At 69.3% G+C, this 20,492-nt stretch carries 20 protein-coding genes; 10 read left to right on the top strand and 10 right to left on the bottom strand.

Annotated elements, in window-relative coordinates; all coding sequences use genetic code 11:
* Positions 1-2: 2 nt before the first annotated feature.
* Both AC3WTD_RS06875 and AC3WTD_RS06870 read right to left on the bottom strand, forming a co-directional pair.
* Complete coding sequence (locus tag AC3WTD_RS06875; RefSeq protein ID WP_492613327.1) at positions 3-527, bottom strand: hypothetical protein; 525 nt, start codon at positions 525-527, stop codon at positions 3-5.
* Between the two features lie 107 nt (positions 528-634).
* Positions 635-1,093, bottom strand: a complete 459-nt coding sequence (locus AC3WTD_RS06870; RefSeq protein ID WP_027492922.1) for a hypothetical protein — start codon at positions 1,091-1,093, stop codon at positions 635-637.
* 221 nt (positions 1,094-1,314) lie between these two features.
* On the opposite strand from AC3WTD_RS06870, the gene AC3WTD_RS06865 reads away from it, so the two are divergent.
* From AC3WTD_RS06865 to AC3WTD_RS06855, 3 genes are all read left to right on the top strand, one after another.
* Complete coding sequence (locus tag AC3WTD_RS06865; RefSeq protein ID WP_275113423.1) at positions 1,315-1,773, top strand: glycine zipper 2TM domain-containing protein; 459 nt, start codon at positions 1,315-1,317, stop codon at positions 1,771-1,773.
* 49 nt (positions 1,774-1,822) lie between these two features.
* Positions 1,823-2,239: a universal stress protein gene (locus tag AC3WTD_RS06860; protein WP_492613326.1), complete on the top strand. Its 417-nt coding sequence runs from the start codon at positions 1,823-1,825 to the stop codon at positions 2,237-2,239.
* A gap of 148 nt (positions 2,240-2,387) precedes the next feature.
* The gene (locus AC3WTD_RS06855) at positions 2,388-3,209 is read left to right on the top strand and encodes a ferritin-like domain-containing protein (protein WP_492613325.1); all 822 of its coding nucleotides are present in this window, start codon (positions 2,388-2,390) and stop codon (positions 3,207-3,209) included.
* A gap of 266 nt (positions 3,210-3,475) precedes the next feature.
* On the opposite strand, the gene AC3WTD_RS06850 is transcribed toward AC3WTD_RS06855, so the two are convergent.
* The 3 genes from AC3WTD_RS06850 to AC3WTD_RS06840 form a co-directional block, all read right to left on the bottom strand.
* Positions 3,476-3,928: a DUF6491 family protein gene (locus AC3WTD_RS06850; RefSeq protein ID WP_492613324.1), complete on the bottom strand. Its 453-nt coding sequence runs from the start codon at positions 3,926-3,928 to the stop codon at positions 3,476-3,478.
* A 62-nt stretch (positions 3,929-3,990) separates the two neighbouring features.
* Positions 3,991-4,725, bottom strand: a complete 735-nt coding sequence (locus tag AC3WTD_RS06845; protein WP_492613323.1) for a hypothetical protein — start codon at positions 4,723-4,725, stop codon at positions 3,991-3,993.
* Between the two features lie 70 nt (positions 4,726-4,795).
* The gene (locus AC3WTD_RS06840) at positions 4,796-4,999 is read right to left on the bottom strand and encodes a LytTR family DNA-binding domain-containing protein (RefSeq protein WP_492613322.1); all 204 of its coding nucleotides are present in this window, start codon (positions 4,997-4,999) and stop codon (positions 4,796-4,798) included.
* On the opposite strand from AC3WTD_RS06840, the gene AC3WTD_RS06835 reads away from it, so the two are divergent.
* Complete coding sequence (locus AC3WTD_RS06835; RefSeq protein ID WP_492613321.1) at positions 4,988-5,200, top strand: hypothetical protein; 213 nt, start codon at positions 4,988-4,990, stop codon at positions 5,198-5,200. The genes AC3WTD_RS06840 and AC3WTD_RS06835 overlap by 12 nt on opposite strands.
* 115 nt (positions 5,201-5,315) lie before the next feature.
* Positions 5,316-5,534 carry a BBE domain-containing protein gene (locus AC3WTD_RS06830; RefSeq protein WP_492613320.1) on the top strand — a complete coding sequence of 73 codons (219 nt, stop codon included), beginning with the start codon at positions 5,316-5,318 and terminating at the stop codon, positions 5,532-5,534.
* Between the two features lie 131 nt (positions 5,535-5,665).
* On the opposite strand, the gene AC3WTD_RS06825 is transcribed toward AC3WTD_RS06830, so the two are convergent.
* Complete coding sequence (locus AC3WTD_RS06825; RefSeq protein WP_027492915.1) at positions 5,666-5,968, bottom strand: DUF3247 family protein; 303 nt, start codon at positions 5,966-5,968, stop codon at positions 5,666-5,668.
* Between the two features lie 214 nt (positions 5,969-6,182).
* Here AC3WTD_RS06825 and AC3WTD_RS06820 point away from each other — a divergent pair, with 214 nt between their 5' ends.
* From AC3WTD_RS06820 to AC3WTD_RS06805, 4 genes are all read left to right on the top strand, one after another.
* Positions 6,183-7,100, top strand: coding sequence for an arginine deiminase-related protein (locus tag AC3WTD_RS06820; RefSeq protein ID WP_027492914.1), 918 nt, complete (start codon positions 6,183-6,185; stop codon positions 7,098-7,100).
* A 47-nt stretch (positions 7,101-7,147) separates the two neighbouring features.
* Positions 7,148-9,001: a family 43 glycosylhydrolase gene (locus AC3WTD_RS06815; protein WP_492613319.1), complete on the top strand. Its 1,854-nt coding sequence runs from the start codon at positions 7,148-7,150 to the stop codon at positions 8,999-9,001.
* A gap of 90 nt (positions 9,002-9,091) precedes the next feature.
* Entirely contained in the window at positions 9,092-9,421 is a 330-nt protein-coding gene (locus tag AC3WTD_RS06810; RefSeq protein ID WP_492613318.1) for a hypothetical protein, read from the top strand.
* 92 nt (positions 9,422-9,513) lie between these two features.
* On the top strand, positions 9,514-11,118 hold the full coding sequence (locus tag AC3WTD_RS06805) for an MFS transporter (protein ID WP_027492911.1): 1,605 nt from the start codon (positions 9,514-9,516) through the stop codon (positions 11,116-11,118).
* 169 nt (positions 11,119-11,287) lie between these two features.
* Here AC3WTD_RS06805 and aceE read toward each other — a convergent pair whose 3' ends face one another.
* From aceE to rsgA, 4 genes are all read right to left on the bottom strand, one after another.
* Positions 11,288-14,002, bottom strand: a complete 2,715-nt coding sequence (gene aceE, locus AC3WTD_RS06800; protein WP_492613317.1) for a pyruvate dehydrogenase (acetyl-transferring), homodimeric type — start codon at positions 14,000-14,002, stop codon at positions 11,288-11,290.
* Between the two features lie 193 nt (positions 14,003-14,195).
* On the bottom strand, positions 14,196-16,487 hold the full coding sequence (locus tag AC3WTD_RS06795; protein WP_492613316.1) for an NADP-dependent malic enzyme: 2,292 nt from the start codon (positions 16,485-16,487) through the stop codon (positions 14,196-14,198).
* A gap of 109 nt (positions 16,488-16,596) precedes the next feature.
* Complete coding sequence (locus AC3WTD_RS06790; RefSeq protein WP_027492908.1) at positions 16,597-17,886, bottom strand: peptidase MATCAP family protein; 1,290 nt, start codon at positions 17,884-17,886, stop codon at positions 16,597-16,599.
* Positions 17,887-18,030: 144 nt separating this feature from the next.
* Positions 18,031-19,086, bottom strand: coding sequence for a ribosome small subunit-dependent GTPase A (rsgA, locus tag AC3WTD_RS06785; protein ID WP_027492907.1), 1,056 nt, complete (start codon positions 19,084-19,086; stop codon positions 18,031-18,033).
* A gap of 157 nt (positions 19,087-19,243) precedes the next feature.
* Between rsgA and AC3WTD_RS06780 the strand changes: the two genes are divergently transcribed.
* Entirely contained in the window at positions 19,244-20,491 is a 1,248-nt protein-coding gene (locus AC3WTD_RS06780; RefSeq protein WP_027492906.1) for an aminotransferase class I/II-fold pyridoxal phosphate-dependent enzyme, read from the top strand.
* Position 20,492: the final 1 nt, after the last annotated feature.

The following is a 20,492-nucleotide window of genomic DNA, read 5'->3' as shown; positions in this document are numbered from 1 at the left end:
GCTCAACGGCGCCACGGGCGGAACTGCGCGCGCACCGCCGGCCGGCCCAACGCCCAAGCCAGCCACAGCAGCAGCGGGATCGCGGCGGCCTTGAGCGCCAGGCCGACCTGCCAGGTGCGCTCGGCCCGCGCGATCATCCACAGCGCGACCTCGCCCAGTTGCGGCTGCGCCAGCGCGTGCTGTCTGGCAATGTCGAAATCACCCCATTGCCGCAGCATCAGCGCACCGGTCGCCAGCGCCCACGCGGCCAGCATCACGGCCAGCACCTGCAGCGCCGGACGCGCCCATGCCTGGCGCAGGATGCAGCCGGCACAGGTCACGATGACCAGCACGGCGGCGGCCAGGTAGCCGTATTCGGCGTGCCGCAGGTACTGCACGAAACCCAGCGCGGCGAACAGCAGCAGCACCCACGGGCCGACCGCCCATGCCGCGAAGCGCCGTGCCGGCGCGGCGTCGCTGCGCATCGCCGGCGGCATCAGGCGGCCACCTTCGGGCTGGCCGGGGCAGGCAAACGACGGGGACGGCACATCGCGGATTCTCCACTCGGGCAAGGGCACGGTTGCAGCCGTGGCAGTGTACCCGCGCCCGCGCAGCAGGGCGCGATGCGGCGCCCTGCTTCGTCACCCGGTGCGGATCAGCGCTTGCTGATGGTGAATTTGCCCACCGAGATGCCGAGATTCACGCCCTGGCCGGTACCGGCCAGCGCCAGCGAGGTGGTGCCCTTGGTCAGCACTTGCGCGGTGCCGCTCTTCACCACGCCAGCCTCGGCGCCGGCCTGCGCGTAGCTGCCGTACACCTCGTCGATGTCGTGCACCTTGCTGATCTCGCCCTTGCCGTTGTCGATGCGGTACTTGCCGGCGGTGAGGCCGCCGCCAACCACGGCGATCTTCACGTTCGCGCGCTGACCGTTGCTGCAGGTGATGGTGCCGCTGCCCTCGGCGTGCTTGTAGAGCAGCGACCAGCCGGACAGGTTGTAGGTGAGGTCGCATTTGACCGACGCTTCGGCGGCTTGCGCGCTGCCCGCGGGCCAGGCGGCCATTGCGCCGGCACAGGTCAAGGCCAGGACAGCCATTCCAAAAGTACGCTTGATCATTGTCGTCTCCTTGGGATTCATGGGATGACACGTATTGCACGATCAGTATTCTTTGTCTCAACTGAACGCAGCGGCCAGTTGGCGCCGTACCGTTCAGCATCAACATCCCCATGTGACGCATGCGTGCAAAAAAATGGAAAACGCCTCTTGAAGTTCTTGATGCTTCGCTAACAAACTACCGTGCACACTGAATCTAACCGAACCGTACCCAAGGTAACGCCATGAAACTGCCCATGCTGCTCGTTGCCGGTCTCTGCTTGCTGCTGGCAGGACCGGCCGTCTACGCACAGACATCGACCGCCGCCACGCCGGCCACGCCCACGACAACCACGCACCACAGCACCCAACATTCCACCAAGCACCATCCGCGCCAGACCACCTCGAAGTCGCATACCGGCACGAATGCCGCGGGCAGCAAGGTCGCGCAACCGAAAACGCGCACGGTGTGCGAGGACGTGGTGGTGCAGGACGCGCCGAAGGATTCGAACCAGATCGCCGGCATGGCGATCGGCGCGGTCGCCGGCGGCTTGCTCGGCAACCAGGTCGGTGGCGGCAAGGGCAAGACGCTGGCTACCGTGGCCGGCGCCGTGGGCGGCGGCTATGCGGGCAAGAAGATCGAAGAGCATCAGCAGGCGAAGAACACCCATACCGAACGCCGCTGCCACGAAGTCACCGACTGATTTCGAGCCGTCGGTCCGTCCGATTCCTCACCCAGGTTGCAGAGGCTGCATGCCGAAGTACGCGTTGGTCGGATATGACGGCTCCGATGCGTCGCGGCGTGCATTCCAGTTCGCGATGGATCTGGCCCGTGCCTGCGCCGGTCGGGTACGCGTGGTGTCGGTGCTGCAGGTCACCGAGGGCGGCGCCGACGCCTGCGCCCTGCTGATGACCGACAACGGCACCGAACGCGCGCGGGAACTGCTTGATGAACTGACCGCAATCGTGCCCGACGCGGCCGACCTGATCGACGTCGAACTGACCCTGGGCAGCCCCGGCGACGTGCTGCTGAACCAGGTCGAGCAGCACGGCGTGGACCACATCGTGATCGGCCATACCGAACGCGGCGCGCTGGCGCGCTGGCTGCTCGGGTCGGTATCCGGCAACGTGCTGGCGCGCGCCCACGTGCCGGTAACAGTGGTGCGTTGAGCCGGAGCGCCAAGTCGGCCGGCGTTAATCCGTTGCCGCGACCACGCCGTATGCTGTGTCATCGTGCTGTCATCTCACGGGCCGTCAGGAAGCGCCTTGCCGCTGCTGCTGCCGCTGCCGCGGCCATCGCCATACGGGGAAACCTGCCTTGAGCCAAGCTGCCGACCTGCCCTGGACCCTGGAAAGCATCGACCTCGACCGCATCGAGGTCGCCCGCGTGCGCCACGACGAAGACCTGTTCTTCCTGCTGTGCAGCGCGTCCTTCGTCGAAAGCGGCTCGGACCTGTACGCGCGCAACCTGGTCGACCATTTCGCCGGCGACGAGGAGCTGGGCGGCTGGCTCCGCCAGCACTGGGAGCAGGAAGAACTGCAGCATGGCCGCGCGCTGGCCGCCTACGTCAGGAAAGCCTGGCCGGAGTTCGACTGGGACAAGGGCTTTGCCGCGTTCTGGCAGGAGTACGGCGCGGTGTGCACCGCCGAGCAGCTGGAGTCGTGCCGCGGGCTGGAGCTGGCCGCGCGCTGCGTGGTGGAAACCGGCACCGCCAGCCTGTACCGGGCGCTCAACGACATCACCGACGAGCCGGTGCTGAAGCAGCTGACCAACCGCATCAAGAGCGACGAGGTGCGCCATTTCAAGTATTTCTACCAGCACTACCGGCGCTACCGCGAGCGCGAGGGCTTCGGTCGCTACCCGGTGTTCCGCGTGCTGCTGCGCCGGGTCAACGAGATCAAGAGCGAGGACAGCGACATCGCGCTGCGCCACGTGTTCAACCAGTGCTACCCGCAGCACCAGGGCAACGAGGCCGAATTCCGCCGCATCAGCGACCGCGCGCAGGGCCGCCTGCGCCGGAACATCCCGGCCGCGATGACGGTGAAGATGCTGCTCAAGCCGCTGGACCTGCCGCCGCGCCTGCAGAACGCGCTGGAAAAGCCGCTGGCGAAAATCACCGAGAAGCTGTTCCTGCACTGACCGGCGTCGGCGCGGGACTCAGAGCTTGAGAAGAAAACCACATCCTGTGGTTTTCTTCAGTCGCGAGTCCGGTACACGCCCGGACTCGCTCACATGAAACAGTCACTGGCGTGACTGTTTCATGTCCGGCCATCGGGCAGCCGCTCCTGCGTTGCCTCAACTCGAGCATCGGGCAACTGCTCCTGCGTTGCCTCAACTCGGGCATCCATGCCCTCGCCATGCCCCTCGCCGTGGCCGGCCTGAGAGGTTGAAAAAATCACAACCTCTCAGTGCGCCGCGGCGGGCGGCGGCCCTTCGCGCGCCGCACTCTCGATCTGCCGCTGCTTCTGCTGCGCGAGCTTGAGGCTTTTCACGTCGACCGGGCGGATGCGGATGATCGTGCAGGGGAAATTGCGCGCCCCGGTGAGCACCTTGTCGAAGCCAACCATCACCTGCCCGACGTTGGAGGTGATCCCGATCGCGTTGACGAACATCAGGTCATGGCAGCCACCGAGGTCCAGCAGCCACGCCTCGTTCGGCCGTGTATAGACGGCCAGCTCGGTGTCGCCGAGCGGCTCCCACGAGTACAGGTTGAAGAAGCGGAAGCTGTTCACCGGCGCACCGACCGCCGCGGCATAGGCGGCCTGGCGCTCGCCCACGCGCTGGGCGTAAGGCACGCTGGAGCAGGCACCGAGCAGGCCGAGCAGGCTGGCGGTGAGCATGAGGCGTGGCGTTTTCATGGCATCCATCTCCGTCGGGCGGGATACATGCAAACGCGCGAGGCGGCTCCCGGCTTACCGCGCTACTTCTTTTTCGGCTTGCCCACAGCGACCCATTTGGCCGGGTCGAAGCCGCCCACTTCGTAGACCAGGCTCTGCTTCTTCTCGCCATCGATCAGGGTGACGTCGAGCGTAATTTTCTTCGCCTTGCGCAGCATCGCGATGAAGCCGTTGTCGTCGCGGATCATCAGCGCCGGCTCGCCGGTGGACGGCGCAAACGCCTTGATCCGCACCGGCTTGCCGTCGGCGGTGCCGGCGATGGTGCAGTTGCCGCGGCAGACGAAGCCGGGCTTGCTGCCGTACAGGAACACGCTCTGGCCCCACTCGGTGTGCCGGCGCAGCACCAGCCGCACGCGCTCGCCGCTGGCGGGCTGGCTGTTCTCGATGGTGGCGGTGGATTGCGTGCCGCCGGCCATCGGCGCCACCTGGTACAGCCACAGCCCGGCCAGCCGGTTCTTCTCGCTGGCCGCGGTGTAGCGCTGCTCGATCGCCGGCAGGGTCTGCAGCACCTCCTTCGCCGCGGCGCTGTCCGGAAACCGCTTGACGATGTCCTTGCCCATCGACACCGCCATCTCGTCGTTGCGGATGCGCAGCAGCTGGCGGTAGGTGTCGAGGTTGCGCGCCGCGTCGGCCGTCTGCGACTGGGCCTGCTGCTGCTCCGCCGTCGGTGCCGGCGCGCTGCCCTGGGGCGAGCAGCCGGCCAGCAGCCAGGCGGCGCAGAACGCCAGTGGGGAATAACGGAGAAAAGCGCGATTCATCGGCGACCTGCCAGGCGGGAACAGGCGGCTAGCTTGGAACGAGCGGCCGCCGCCGTGCAACCGTCCGTGTTCAATCCTGCCGGCCGAAGCGTTCGCGCAGCGCGGCGCGATGGCGGCTGCAGGGAATCTTCACGCCGTCGCGTATCTGCAGGCGCGCGTCGCCGGTTTCCAGCGGCTCGATCTCGGCCAGATAATCGAGGTTGACGAAGTAGCCGCGATGCACCCGTACGAAGCGCGCCGGATCTAGCGCCACCTGAACCAGGTGAACCTGCACGACGCCTTCGTGCCGCAAGGCTGCGCCGGCCATCTGGCGCCACAGGCGGCGGCAAGCGTGCAGGCGGGCGCGATGTGGATCGACGCCTACGACGCCGTGACCAGCCGCGGCGGCCGCTACGTGCAGGGCGGCGGCTGCACCACGGTGGGCGTGGCCGGACTGGTGCAGAGCGGTGGCTTCGGCAGCCTCTCCAAGCACTAGGGCACGGCGGCGTCCAACCTGCTGGAGGCGGAGATCGTCACCGCCGACGGCCATCGGCACCAGCGGTGACGACCCCGCCTTTCCCGGCATGCCGGGTGCGAAACCGGACCTGGCCATGGCGCGGCGCATGGCGGCGGCCGTCGACAAGACGATGAAGGCGCTGCGTGCCGTGGCGCCCGACGCCGGCTCCTACGTCTCGGAAAGCGACTACTTCCTGCACGACTGGCAGCGGGGATTCTGGGGCGGCAACTCTCCGCGCCTCGCCGCGGCGAAGCGCAGGTACGACCCCGGCGGGCTGTTCTTCGTGCACCACGGCGTCGGCAGCGAGCAGTGAAGCGCGGACGGCTTCACCCGATTGCAGACCTGGAACGGCAACCCGCCTGCGCCCTGAGCTCGTGAAGAAAACACTTCCCGTGGTTTTCTTCACGAGTGGTCGGGCTTCGAGCTTGAGAAATTCGCAATCTCTCAGTTTTCGCCGGCCATGGACGAGTCGAGGTGCTCGACCCGCACGATCTGGTCAAGCCAGACCTGCTGGCTCCATTCCGGCACGTCGGGCCGTTCCAGCCGCACGGTGGCGTTGATGCCTTCGCGCTCGTCGGCGTCGCGGAACATCTGCACGTTCGGTCGCGTGACGACCACGCCATCGCAGCTGCTGCCGTCCTTGAGCAGCAGCACCACATGGCCGTTGGCCGGTAGTTCCTCCACCAGTGATTCGAGCTGCTGGATGCTGGCCCGGTCGGTGTAGACGCGTTCCGCTGCTCTGCCCATGGCATTTGCCTCGCGTGACGTGATCGGGCATCAGGGTGGTTGGCCACATGGCAAGCGCGCGTCAATTCGTCTATCTGCCAGCTGAACGGCAGGCGGGACGGCGAACGCCATGCACCGCGCGGTAACGGATCTGGCTGCAGGCGACAGATGGAAGCCGCCGCGCGGCAAGAACCCGCAGCGGATATGCTTTCACGCCCCTGTATTGAGCTGCGCCATGATCACCACTTCACCGAGCGAATTCCTCGAAGCATTTGCCACACTGGCGCCATTGCCGGGAGCGGCGGCGACCGCGCGGGCCGCATTCATGGTGGCGCCGGCCGAATTCGCCCTGGCGCAGGAATCGGCGCGCGACAACCGCTACATGGACCTGGGCCTGGCGGTCGACCCACTGAGGGCGCTGGCCCAGCACGGCGCGCTGGCGCAGGCGCTGCGCGCGGACGTGCCGGTGATCACCTTTCCCGGCGACCCGGCGACGCCCGACGCGGTGTTTCCGAACAACGTGTTCGCCACCGCGCCGGGACGACTGATCGTCGGCCGCATGCGCCACCCGGTACGCCAGCGCGAGGCCGCGCGCGCCGACATCCGCGGCTTCTTCGGCGACGTGCTGGGCTATGAGGAGATCGACCTGTCCGGTCGCAGCGACCTGGTCGCCGAACTGACCGGCTCGCTGGTCATCGACCGTGCCCGCGGCGTCGGCTACTGCGGCCTCAGCGAGCGCTGCGACCCGGCCGGCGCCGAGGCGATGCACCAGGCGTTCGGCCTGCGCCTGACCTACTGCTTCGAGCTGGCCGAGAACGAATACCACACCAACGTGGTGCTGACCCTGCTGGCCGGCCGTGCCGCGATCATCGCCGCCGACGGCTTCCGCGACCCGGCTGCGGTGCGGGCGATCGCCACCGCCTGTGGCGACCGCGCAGTCTGGCTGAGCCCAGCGCAGAAACAGGCCTTCGCCGGTAATGCGATCACCCTCTCCGGGCACCGCGTCTGGATGAGCGCCCGCGCCGCCCGTTCGCTTACCGACGCCCAGCGCGAAGCGCTGGCCGGCTACGGTTTCGCAGTGGGCGCGGTGGCACTGGACGAGATCGAGAAGGCCGGCGGCAGCCTGCGCTGCTGCGTGGGCGAGATCTACTGAAGCAGGCCCGCGTTGCGCGGCCACCAGCGCCGGGGCATGCTCGGCGCATGTCAGCGTCGATACCCTGCACACGCCTGCTGCGCTCGATCGTGCTCGCGATCCTGCTGGCCGCGGCCGGCGCGCGGGCCGCGCCCGCCGCCACCGGCGGGCGCACCTGGGCCAATCCGCTGGATATCGACTACCGCTACAACTACGAGCAGATGAACCAGGGCATCTCGTACCGCACCGGCGCGGACCCCGCGTTCGTGCGCTACGGCAATGCGTACTACCTGTTCCTGACCCTGGCCGACGGCTACTGGCGTTCGACCGACCTGCTGCACTGGCAGTTCGTGCAGCCGGACCGATGGCCGTTCGACGGCCCGGTGGCGCCGGCCACCCTGGTCGCCGACGGCAAGCTGTTCCTGATGTCGTCGGCGATGGAGCCGCGCCCGCTGCTGTACTCGACCGATCCTGCGCATGGCCGCTGGCAGTTCTGGACGCGCCTGCTGCCGGCGGTACCCGGCGCGGTGTGGGCCGGGCACGAGAGCGAAATGAAAGCGGGCGAGCTGCCGCCCGGTCCATGGGACCCCGGCCTGTTCCGCGACGAGGACGGCAGGACCTATCTGTATTGGGATTCCTCCAACGTCTTTCCGTTGTACGGCGCGCAGATCGACCTGGCGCTGGACCGCGCCGACGAAGGCGAAGGCAAGCGGATGGCCTTCGTCACCAAGCCGGCCGCGCTGCTCAAGGCCGACCCCGCCGCGCATGGCTGGGAACGCTTCGGGCAGGACCACGCCGACACCCGCATCGCGCCCTTTCTCGAGGGCGCCTGGATGAACCGCCACGGCGACCGCTACTACCTGCAGTACGCCGCGCCCGGCACCGAGTACAACGCGTACGCCACCGGCGTTTACGTCGGCAGCAACCCGCTGGGACCGTTCACCTACGCACCGTACAACCCGGTCGGCTACAAGCCCGGCGGCTTCGCCACCGGCGCCGGGCACGGCTCCACTTTCCAGGACGCGTACGGCAACTGGTGGAACAGCGGCACCATGTGGGTGGGCCTGAACTGGACGTTCGAGCGACGCATCGAACTGTTCCCCGCCGGCTTCCACGCGGACGGCCAGATGTGGGTCGACACGCGCTTCGGCGATTTCCCGCAGCGCATGCCCGACCATGCGCCGGGCGAGGGCGAAAGCACCTTCACCGGCTGGATGCTGCTGTCGTACCGCAAGTCCGCGCACGCTTCGTCGCAACTGCCGGAGCACCCGCCCTCCGCCGTCACCGACGAGAACCCGCGCACGTTCTGGGCGGCGGCAAGCAACACCGCCGGACAGACGCTCACACTCGACCTGGGCGGCCCGCGCACGGTGCGCGCCGTGCAGGTGGACTACGCCGACTACCGCTCCGGCCGCTACGGCGACGCGCCCGACATCGTCACCCGGTTCCGCCTCGACGGCTCGGCGGACGGCAGGCGATGGACCACCCTGGCCGACCTCTCGCACGAAACCCGCGACCGGCCGAACGCCTATCTCGAACTCGACCATCCGGCACGCATCCGCTACCTGCGCTACGTGCACGGCCACGTCGGCGCACGCACGCTGGCGATCTCCGACCTGCGCGTGTTCGGCAACGCCGATGGCCCGCCGCCGCCGGCGCCAGTGCTGGTTTCCGCCCGCCGCCTGGCCGACACCCGCGATGCCGAGGTCGTCTGGCAACCGGTGCCCGGCGCGGTCGGCTACAACGTGCGCTGGGGGCTGGCCGCCGATCGCCTGCACGAGACGTACCAGCGTTTCGCCGACCAGCCGGCGCGACTGACCCTGCACGCATTGAACAAGGGCGTGGCCTACGTCGTGGCGGTCGAGGCGTTCGACGAACGCGGCGTGTCGACGCTGTCGCGGATCGCCCCGCTGAGGCCCTGAGGCCGAACCGGGCGCGACGAACGCGGCGCTGTTTACGCGTCGCTCACGATGGCGCTGGCAGCCTCGAAAGCCCGCCGAGGAGAACACCCCATGCGCCACCACGATATCGAGAGCCGGCTCCGCGATGCCGGCGAACGCGCCGGCCAACAGGCGCACCGCTACGCCGACGGCGCTGCCGACCACGCGCATACCCTGCTGGAACGCAGCCACGAGCTGGGCTCGCGCTGGAGCCGGCGCCGCGATTCGTACGGCCGTCAGCTGTCGCACGCAGCCGAGGATTTCGCCGACGAGGCGAACTATCAATACCGCCGCCTGCGCCGCCAGGTAAACCGCCACCCGCTGGCCACCGCGGCGGTCGTGGCCAGTACGCTCGGGGCGTTCCTGCTGCTGCGCCGCGTGTTCCGCAACGACGACGAGTGAGCGCCGCGCACCCTTAGAACGCGCACGCGGAGCGGCGCAGCGGTGCGCGTCCACCGCGGTATGCTGGTCGCCTGTATGTCAGGGGCGGATGCATGCGTTCGAGGGACCTCACCTTCCACCACCCGGTGGCGTTCTGGCTCGGCTGCGCCATGGTGATCGCCGGCGTGCTGGCGCATCTGCCGATGCTGGCGATGGCCGCGCCGATGCATTTCCGCCTCGCCGGCATGCCGATGGACAACCTGATGCTGGCCGGCATGGCGCTGGTGCCGCTCGGCGTGCTGCTCGCCGGTTATGGCCTGATGCCGCGGCTGCAGCAGATGCGGCGCACGCTGCACCCCGACCGCGAGCCGCTGCCGTTCCACGCCGCCGACCACGTGCCGCTCAACCGCGAGCACTGGAAACTGGTGGCGGTGCTGACCATCGCGCTGGCGGTGGACGTGATGAAGCCGGCCACGATCGGCTTCGTGATGCCCGGACTGTCGGCCGAGTACGGCATCAGTGGCGCGACCGCCGGCTGGCTGGCGCTGTCGGCACTGACCGGCACCGCGGTCGGCTCGATCGTGTGGGGCCGGCTCGGCGACCTGTTCGGCCGCCGCGCGACGATCCTGCTGTCGGCGCTGATGTTCATGGGCACCGCGATCTGCGGCGCGATGCCGAGCTTCGGCTGGAACCTGGTGATGTGCTTCATGATGGGCGCGGCCGCCGGCGGCATGCTGCCGATCACCTTCACCCTGATGGCCGAGACCATCCCGACCCGCCACCGCGGCTGGCTGCTGGTGGCGCTGGGCGGCGTCGGCACCTCGGCCGGCTACCTGCTGGCCTCGGGTGCCGCCGCCCTGTTCGAGCCGGCGTGGAGCTGGCGCTCGCTGTGGCTGCTCAACCTGCCCACCGGCGCGCTGATCATCCTGCTCAACCGCTACATCCCCGAGTCGCCGCGCTTCCTCGCCCTGGCCGGGCTGGAGCAGCAGGCACGCGCAGTACTGCAGCGCTTCTCGGGCGGCGTGGCGCCGGTGGCCGTCACGCCTGCCGGCGACGCCGCCCACGCGCCGTCGCCCGCACCTGCACGCACCGGCATGCGCCAGTTGCTGCGCGGCCGGCATGCGGCGATCAGTTGGGGCCTGATGGTATGCGCGGTGGCCTGGGGCCTGGCGAACTTCGGCTTCCTGCTGTGGCTGCCGGCGAACCTGGTGACGCTGGGCATCGACGCGCAGGCCAGCGCGGCGCTGCTGGCGCGCTCGGCGATCATTGCCCTGCCCGGCATCGGCGTGGTGGTGTGGGCCTACCAGCGCTGGAGCAGCATCCGCAGCCTGGTGCTGTTCATCGCGCTGACCGCGCTGTCGCTGCTGTTCTTCTTTGCCATCGCGCTGGTCAACCTGCGCTCGACCGCGCTCACCACGGCAGGCACGGTGGCGCTGCTGCTGTGCATCAGCGGGGTGATCGCCACGCTGATTCCGTACGCGGCGGAGATCTACCCGGTGCACCTGCGCAGTACCGGCGCGGGGCTGATCGCCGGCGGCTCGAAATTCGGCGGCATCCTCGGCGCACTGATCGGCGTGGCCGGCCTGTTCGAGCACTTCATGCTGTCGGCGCTGCTGCTCGCGCTGCCGATGGCGCTGGCCGGCTGGATGCTCGCGCGCAGCGGTATCGAAACGCGCGGGTACGGGCTGGAAGCGATCCAGCAGGCACTGTCGGAATAGTTGCCGCACGCACCAAGGTCGAAGCAGCTGCCGAGGGCTTCCTGACCATGCCCTCTCCCAGCGGGAGAGGGTGCCGGCAGGCGGGTGAGGGTTCGGGCGGAGCGCAGCGCCCAGCGCGACCGAACCCTCTCCCCAACCCCTCTCCCGACGGGAGAGGGGCTCAGGCGCATCAGACGGTCAGCGGGTTCGGCTTGTCCGGGTCGAGCTTGTACTCGCGGATCGCGCGCGCCACGTCCTTGGCGTTGACCTTGCCTTCCTTCGCCAGCGCGGCCAGCGCGGCGTGGGCGATCCAGTAGCGGCTGATTTCGAAGAACTCGCGCAGGTGCTCGCGGGTGTCCGAGCGGCCGAAGCCGTCGGCGCCCAGCGCGGTGAAGGAGCGCCCGTCGGGCACGAAGGCGCGCACCTGGTCGACCACGCCGCGCACGTACTCGCTGGCGGCGACCACCGGGCCGTCGTGCCCGGCCAGGCACTGCGCCACGTGTGGCACGCGCGGTGCCTTGGCTTCCGGGTGCAGGCGGTTCCAGCGTTCGCAATCGAAGCCGTCGCGCGACAGCTCGCTGAAGCTGGGGCAGGACCACACGTCGGCCTTCACGCCGAAGTCGGCATCCAGCAGCTCCGCGGCGGCGACCGCCTCCAGCACGGAGCCGCCCGCGGCCATCAACTGCACGCGCGGTGCACCGTTCTTGCCCTTGCCCTTGGCGGCGCCGGCGCCCGAATCCCGGAACAGATACATGCCCTTGACGATGCCGTCGTAGCAGCCCTCGGGCATGTCCGGATGAGTGTAGTTCTCGTTGGTGGTGGTGATGTAGTAGAAGACGTCCTGCTGCTCCTCGTACATCTCCTGCACGCCGCGATGCAGCAGCACCGCCACCTCGTAGGAGAAGGTGGGGTCGTAGGCGCGGCAGTTGGGCACGGTGCCGGCCATCAGCTGCGAGGCACAGTCGGAATGCTGCAGGCCCTCGCCGGGGAAGCTGGCGCCGGCGGTGGCGCCGACCAGGAAGCCGCGCGCGCGCTGATCGCCGGCGGCCCAGATCAGGTCGCCCACGCGGCGGAAGCCGAAGAACGAGTAGTAGATGAAGAACGGCAGCGTCGGTTGGTTGGACACCGAGTAGCTGGTGGCTGCGGCGATCCACGCCGATATGCCGCCGGCCTCGGAGATGCCTTCCTGCAGCACCTGGCCGTCCTGCGCCTCGCGGTAGTACAGCAGCTGGTCGGCGTCCTGCGGGCGGTACTTCTGGCCGAACGGCGCATAGATGCCGATCTGGCGGAACATGCCTTCCATGCCGAAGGTGCGCGCCTCGTCGGCCACGATCGGCACCAGGCGCGGGCCGAGCTGCTTGTCGCGCAGCAGCAGGTTCATGCCGCGCACCAGCGCCATGGTGTTGGAGATCTCGCGCTCGCCGGTGCCGGCGGTGATCTGCGCGAAGGCGGACAGCTCCGGCGCCTTGCACGGCACGTCGGTGCGGCGGCGGCGCTGCGGCAGGAAGCCGCCCAGCGCGCGGCGACGCTCCAGCATGTATTCCACCTCGGCCGAGTTCGCGCCGGGGTGGTAGTAGGGCACGCTGTCGAGCTTGTCGTCGGTGATCGGGATCTGGAAGCGGTCGCGGAAATGGCGTACCGCGTCGCCGGTCATCTTCTTCTGCTGGTGGGTGGGGTTCTCCGCCTCGCCCGAACCAATGCCCATGCCGTAGCCCTTCACCGTCTTGGCCAGGATCACGGTGGGCATGCCCTGGGTGTTCACCGCGGCGTGGTAGGCCGCGTAGACCTTGTGCGGGTCGTGGCCGCCGCGGTTCAGGCGCCAGATGTCGTCGTCGCTGAGGTTGGCGACCATCTCGCGCGTCTGCGGGTACTTGCCGAAGAAGTGCTCGCGCGTGTACGCGCCGCCGAACGCCTTGCACGCCTGGTATTCGCCGTCGACGGTTTCCATCATCAGCTTGCGCAGGACGCCGTCCTTGTCGCGCGCCAGCAGCGGATCCCAGTAGCTGCCCCAGATCACCTTGATCGCGTTCCAGCCGGCGCCGCGGAACTGGCCTTCCAGCTCCTGGATGATCTTGCCGTTGCCGCGCACCGGGCCATCCAGGCGCTGCAGGTTGCAGTTGATCACGAAGATCAGGTTGTCCAGCCCCTCGCGGCCGGCCAGCGAGATCGCGCCCAGCGACTCGGGCTCATCCACCTCGCCGTCGCCGAGGAAGCACCACACCTTGCGGTCGGACTTGGGCACCAGGCCGCGGTTCTCCAGATACTTGAAGAACTGCGCCTGGTAGATCGCCTGGATCGGGCCCAGGCCCATCGACACCGTGGGCATCTGCCAGTAGTCGGGCATCAGCCACGGGTGCGGGTAGGAGGTGAGCGAGCGACCGCCGCCGATCACGTCGGCGCGGAACAGGTCGAGCCGGTCTTCGCTGATGCGGCCTTCGAGGAAGGAGCGCGCGTAGATGCCGGGGCTGATGTGGCCCTGGTAGCCGATCAGGTCGCCGGGGTGCTCCGCGCTGGGCGCGCGCCAGAAATGGTTGAAGCCCACGTCGTACAGCGTGGCCGAGGAGGCGAAGCTGGCGATGTGGCCGCCCAGCATGCCGGGCTTGCGGTTGGTGCGCACCACCATCGCCATCGCATTCCAGCGGATCAGCGAGCGGATGCGCCACTCCATCGCCGCGTCGCCCGGGCTCTTCGCCTCGTTCGCCGGCGCGATGGTGTTGACGTAGGCGGTGGTCGGGTCGAACGGCAGGTGGCCACCCGAGCGGCGGGTGGTGTCGACCATCTGCTCCAGCAGGAAATGCGCGCGCTCGGTGCCGTCGTGATGGATCACCGCATCGAGCGAGTCGATCCACTCCCGGGTTTCGGTGGGGTCGATGTCCTGGTTGAGGATGTCGTCGAGCTGATCCATGAAGATTCTCCGCGGCGCCGTTGCAGCGCCCATGCTTGAGGGGGATACCCCGCCACCGGGGGAATGACGGCGGGATCATTGTCCAAGTCTAGCCGCTGGCCCGGAGGGCCGCCAATGCAGGCTCCATGCGGCGGCGCACGGAAACCGGGTTGCCGTGGCCGCACCGACCGTTCCTGGCCGGTGGCCGACGCACTCAGCCGGACTGACGGTTCTGCGCGCGGATCTGCGCCTCGACGCAGGCCACCGCCGTCATGTTGACGACGCGGCGCACGGTCGACTGCGGCATCAGGATGTGCGCCGGCTTGGCCACGCCCATCAGGATCGGCCCGATCACCACGCCGTCGGAGAGCATGCGGGTCATGTTGTAGGCGATGTTGGCCGCGTCCAGGTTGGGGAACACGAACACGTTCGCCTTGCCCTCCAGCCGCGAGTTCGGGAACAGCTTCTCGCGCAGCGAGGGCACCAGCGCCACGTCAGCCTGCATCTCGCCCTCCACCTCCAGCCGCGGCGCGCGGGCGCGGATCAGTTCCAGCGCCCTATTCATCTTCTTGGCGCCGCAGGTGTCGCGGCTGCCGAAGTTGCCGCCGGACAGCAACGCGATCTTCGGCGTAATGCCGAACAGCTTCAGCCGGATCGAGGCCTGCAGGGTCGCCTCGGCGATCCGCTCCGGGCAGGGGTCGTCCTGCACGTGGGTGTCGAGGTAGAAGAAGGTGCCCTTGTCGGTGGCCACCGCAGCCATCGCCGACGGCTCGACCACGCCGGCATCCAGGCCGATGATGTCGCGGATGTAGCGCAGCTTGCTCTGGTACTGGCCGACCAGGCCGCAGATCATCCCGTCCGCTTCGCCGCGCTCGACCATCAGCGCGGCGATCGCGGTGGGTCGCGAGCGCACCACCGCCTTGGCCATCGACGGAGTCACCCCGCGGCGCTGCATCAGCCGGTGGTAGTGCTGCCAGTAGTCGTCGAAGCGCGGGTCGGAGTTGATGTTGCAGATCTCGACGTCCACACCCAGCTTGATGCGCAGGCCGGCGCGCTTGATGCGCTTCTCGATCACCTCCGGGCGGCCGATCAGGATGGGTTTGGCCAGGCCTTCGTCGACCACCACCTGCGCCGCGCGCAGCACGGTCTCTTCCTCGCCCTCGGCGTAGACCAGTCGCGCCGGTGCGGACTTGGCCCGCTCGAACACCGGCTTCATCAGCAGCCCGGTGCGGAACACGAAGCTGGTCAGCTGGTCGTTGTACGCGGCGAAATCCGCGATCGGCCGCGTCGCCACGCCCGACTCCATCGCCGCCCGCGCCACCGCCGGCGGCAGCTGGATCAGCAAGCGCGGGTCGAACGGCTGCGGGATCAGGTACTCCGCGCCGAAGCTGGGCGGCTTGCCGCCGTAGGCACGCGCACTGACGTCGGACGACTCGCGCCGCGCCAGCGCGGCGATCGCCTTGACGCAGGCGATCTTCATCGGTTCGTTGATGACCGTGGCGCCCACGTCCAGCGCGCCGCGGAACAGGTAGGGGAAGCACAGCGCGTTGTTGACCTGGTTCGGATAGTCCGAACGGCCGGTGGCCATGATGCAGTCCGGTCGCACCGCCTTCGCCTCTTCCGGGGTGATCTCCGGGTTCGGGTTGGCCAGCGCGAAGATGATCGGCCGCGCGGCCATGGTGGCGACCATTTCCGGCTTGAGGATGCCACCGGCGGACAGGCCGAGGAACACGTCCGCGCCCTCGACGACCTCCGCCAGCGTGCGTGCCTTGGTATCGCGCGCGTAGCGCTGCTTGTCCGGATCGAGGTTGGTACGCCCGCTGTGGATCACGCCGTCACGGTCGAACGCCAGGATATGCTCCGGCTTCACGCCCAGCGCCACCAGCATGTCGAGGCAGGAGATGCCCGCCGCGCCGGCGCCGGTGGTGGCCACGCGGATGTCCCCGATCTTCTTGCCGACCACGATCAGCGCATTGAGCAGCGCCGCGCCGACGATGATCGAGGTGCCGTGCTGGTCGTCGTGGAACACCGGGATCTTCATCCGCTCGCGCAGCTTGCGCTCGACGATGAAGCACTCCGGCGCCTTGATGTCCTCCAGGTTGATGCCGCCGAAGGTCGGCTCCAGGCTGGCGATGATGTCGACCAGCTTGTCCGGGTCGTTCTCGGCGATCTCGATGTCGAACACGTCGATGCCGGCGAACTTCTGGAACAGCACGCCCTTGCCTTCCATCACCGGCTTGGCCGCCAGCGGCCCGATGTTGCCCAGGCCGAGCACCGCGGTGCCGTTGGTGATCACCGCGACCAGGTTCGCGCGCGCGGTGTACTCGGCCGCCGTGGTCGGATCTTCGACGATCGCGTCGCAGGCCGCGGCAACACCGGGCGAGTAAGCCAGCGACAGGTCGCGCTGGGTCAGCAGCGAGGTGGTCGGGGTGACCTTGATCTTGCCGGGACGCGGCAGGCGGTGGTATTCCAGGGCGGCGAGACGCAGTTCTTCGGGCAGTGACATGGTTGCAGCTTTGCTTGAATGAGTCCCGTGATGTTATCAGGGACCACATGTCGGCACGCTGTCATGGCACCGGCTGCGGAAGTAGCCGCGGCAGTCCCGACACGCCAGGTCAGACGTCCAGCGACAGATCGCCGGCCTGCACCTTGCTCATGTGGATGCCGTTGACGAAGACCGAGAACGCCAGCTTGCCGGCCAGCCCGTGCACATGCTGCATCCACGGCGGCAGCCAGCGCGGCGGCAGGATCGCGCCGGATTCGAAGTGCGGCTGCAGCGCGACCACGTCGTGCAGGGTCAGCTTGCCGGCAAACAGATGCCGCAGCAGGTCCATCCGCCGCTGCCGCAACGCCCAGCGGAAGAACGTGTGCACGGTAAGCAGGCCGGACAGGTAGACGTTGTCCTTGGCGAACGCCGCACCGCCACCCAGCGGCACGCCGCGGAACACGCGCTGGGCCGAATGGAAACTGTCCGCCGCGTTCTGGCCGCAGGCGCTGAAATACTTGTAGACCTCGACGAAGTCGGCGCCATTGAGCGCCATGTCGATCGCCAGGATGCGCAGGCTGATGCGCTTGAGCCGGGCGATGTCGATCGCGCCGGACATCAGCTCGGCGAACACCGCCAGGCCTTCCTGGGTGGCGGTGACCCGCGGCGAAGTGCGCGCCAGCGAGGCCAGCAGCGGCTGCCGACGGCCGTTCAGCGCGGTCAACGAATGCACGAACGCCTCGTGCGCCAGCAGCTGGTGGCGGTCGTATGCGCTGAAGCTGGCGCCGCCGCGCAGGCGGATGCGGGTGGCGCCGGCGGCGGCCTTGGCGGTGAGCTCGGGGTCGACCTCGACACTGATGGTGCCCGCGCCGAAGAACTCGTCCAGAGTGGCGGCTAGGTCGCTGCGCAATACGTCGGCCGGCATGTTCACGCTGCTGTCGTCGGCCAGCAGGTCCGCGCCCAGTTCGTCGGACAGCTCGACGAAGTAGCGCGCCGCGTCGAGGTTGCTGCGCTGGCTGCCGGGGATGGTGTCGTCCGGCCGTCCATACAGCGCGATCGACGGCGCAGTGACGCCGGCGCTGCCGACCGACTCCAGCATGCCGGCGGCGATGCGCCAGGATTCGGCGGTGCGGCGCAGGTAATCGCCCAGCGGGTCGCTATCCGCCGGGTCACCGCCGCCCGCGGCCGCCTCGATCGCCGCCAGTTCGGCGCGCGCCGCGGACAGGTCCGGCCGAGCGTAGCTCACCTGCGGCAAGGCGAAGCGGCCGCCGGCGTAGTCCGCGATCATGCGGTCCTCCAGCGACGCCGGCCACGCCACCGTGGGCAGGATGCGGATGCCGCGCACCGCCGCCAGCAGGCGCTGGTCGAGCGCGGCGTAGCGCTGCAGCTGCGGCGCCACGGCGCCGTCCGCCGCGCTCATCGCGCGGCCCCACGCGACGCACCGGAACGACGGCGCGGCCCGGGACCTGACGACGACAACCGGCGCATGCCTGCCCTCCGCTGCAACGATGCCGCGATACTAGATGCTTTGGCGTGCCCCGTCCGCATGGCCACGCGCGCCGGCTCAATCCCGCTCGCGCTGCCCGCGATGGCCGTGCGGGCGTTCGCTCGGCCGGCCGCCACGCTGGCGGCGCAGGCGCGCTTCCAGGGTCGCCGCCTGCTCCTCGCGCTCATCGTGCAGCTTGAGGAAGCTGCGCCAGCGCCCCGGCGCCAGCTCGCCGCTGTCCAGCGCCGCCTGTACCGCGCAGCCCGGCTCGCTGCCGTGGCCGCAGTCGGCGAAACGGCATTGCTCGGCGAGCACCTCGATGTCGGCGAACAGGTCGAGGCTTTCCTCGCCGGTCAGCTTCAGCTCGCGCATGCCGGGGGTGTCGATCAGGCAGCCGCCCGAGGGCAGCTGCAGCAGCGCGCGATGGGTGGTGGTGTGGCGACCGCGGCTGTCGTGGCGGCGCACCTCGGCGGTAGCCATGCGGGCGATGCCGAGCAAGGTGTTGGTCAAGGTGGACTTGCCGGCGCCGGAGGAACCCACCAGCACCGCGCTGTCGCCCGGCTGCAGGTAGGCGGCCAGCGGCGCCACGCTGGTCGGGTCCTTGCCGTTCAGTGCGTGGATCGGCGTGCCCGCGGGCAGCCGCGCGCGCAGGGCGTCGAGCTGGGCGGCGGCGTCCTCGCGGGTATCGAGCTTGCTCAGCAGCACCACCGGCTGCGCGCCGGAGCCCTCGGTCAGCGACAGGTAGCGCTCGATCCGCGCCGGGTTGAAGTCGCCGTCCAGCCCGGTCAGCACCAGCACGTAGTCGATGTTGGCGGCGATCAGCTGGCGCTCGTAGCGCTCGCCCGCCGCCGCGCGCGACAGCAGCGTGCGCCGCGCCAGCACCTTGACGATGTGCGGCGGCCGGCCCGGCTCGACCTCGACGAAATCGCCGACCACCGGCCGCTCGGCCGGATCGAGGCCGCGCCTGAGAAAACGCCCGTCCGGCTGCGCGCCGAACAGGCTCTCGCCGTCGTGCAGCTCGTAGCCGGCGCGATGCTGGGCCACCACCCGCGCCAGCCGCAGCCCGGCGCCGGGCTGCGCGCCACCGCGCCAGCCGATGCGGCGCAGGCGTTCGATCGTTTCGGCTTCACTCATGGGGCGGATCGGTCGGCACGGTCCGGCGATTATGCCCTGCCTGAAGATTGCCCGACGATGAACCGGAAACCGGCTCAAAACCCGCTCGCGCTGCACTGCACCACGCTGCTAGCATCAGACCCGTCGAACCCATCCCAGGCAACAGAGGACACCAGCATTGGCCCCGATCACACCCAGTGCGCACCTGGCGGACGTGCGCTACGAAATCCGCGGCGCGCTGACCCGGCGCGCGCGCGAGCTGGAGGCTGCCGGCCTCGACATCATCAAGCTCAACATCGGCAACCCCGGCCGCTACGGCTTTGCGACGCCGGCGCACCTGCGCGAGGCGATCGCCGCCCACCTGCACGACAGCGAGGCCTACGGCCACGAGCAGGGCCTGGAACCGGCCCGCGAAGCGATCGCCGCGCAGCAGCGCGCACGCGGTGCGCGCGGCGTCGAGGCCGAGCGCATCTTCATCGGCAACGGCGTCAGCGAACTGATCGACCTGAGCCTGCGCGCGCTGCTGCAGGCCGGCGACGAGGTGCTGCTGCCCAGCCCCGACTACCCGCTGTGGAGCGCCGCCACCATTCTCAACGGCGGCCAGCCGCGCTACTACCGCTGCCTGGCCCGCGACGGCCACCTGCCCGATCCGGACGAGGTCGAGGCGCTGGTCACCCCGCGCACTCGCGCGCTGGTGCTGATCAACCCGAACAACCCCACCGGCGCGGTGTACCCGCGCGCGCTGCTGCAGCGGCTGGTGGACATCGCCGCGCGGCACCGGCTGCTGCTGCTGTCCGACGAGATCTACGACGAGATCCTGTACGACGGCGCCGCATTCCAGCCGCTGGCCGAGGTGGCCGGCGAGGTGCCCTGCCTCAGCTTCGGCGGCCTGTCCAAGGTGCACCGCGCCTGCGGCTACCGGGTCGGCTGGATGAGTCTGTCCGGTGCTCGCGCACGCACCACCGCGTACCGCGATGCGCTGCAGCTGCTGGCCGCGCTGCGCCTGTGCGCAAACGTCACCGCGCAGTGGGCGGTGCTGCCGGCGCTGCAGGACGCGCCCACGATCGGCACGCTGACCGCGCCCGGCGGGCGCCTGCACGAGGCGCGCCGGATCGTGCTGGAAGGGGTGGCGGCCAGCGACCATCTGGAACTGGTCGCCCCGGGTGGCGCGCTGTACGCGTTCCCGCAGGTACGCGCCGAGCGCATCCCCAGCTTCGACGACGAGGCCTTCGCGCTGCGCCTGCTGGAAGAGGAATCGGTGCTGGTGGTGCCCGGCAGCAGCTTCAACGTGCCGGGCAGCCGCCACTTCCGGCTGACCCTGCTGCCGCCGCCGGCGCAGCTGCGCGAGGTGTTCGTGCGGATCGAGCGGGTGCTCTCGCGGATGGCGCATGAGCAGTCGCCCAACCCCGCCGTCGCGGTGGCCTGAC

The sequence above is a fragment of the Rhodanobacter sp. FW106-PBR-R2A-1-15 genome (assembly GCF_058789735.1).
Note: the sequence above shows the minus strand (reverse complement) of the source record. Positions and strands in the feature narration are given on the sequence as shown.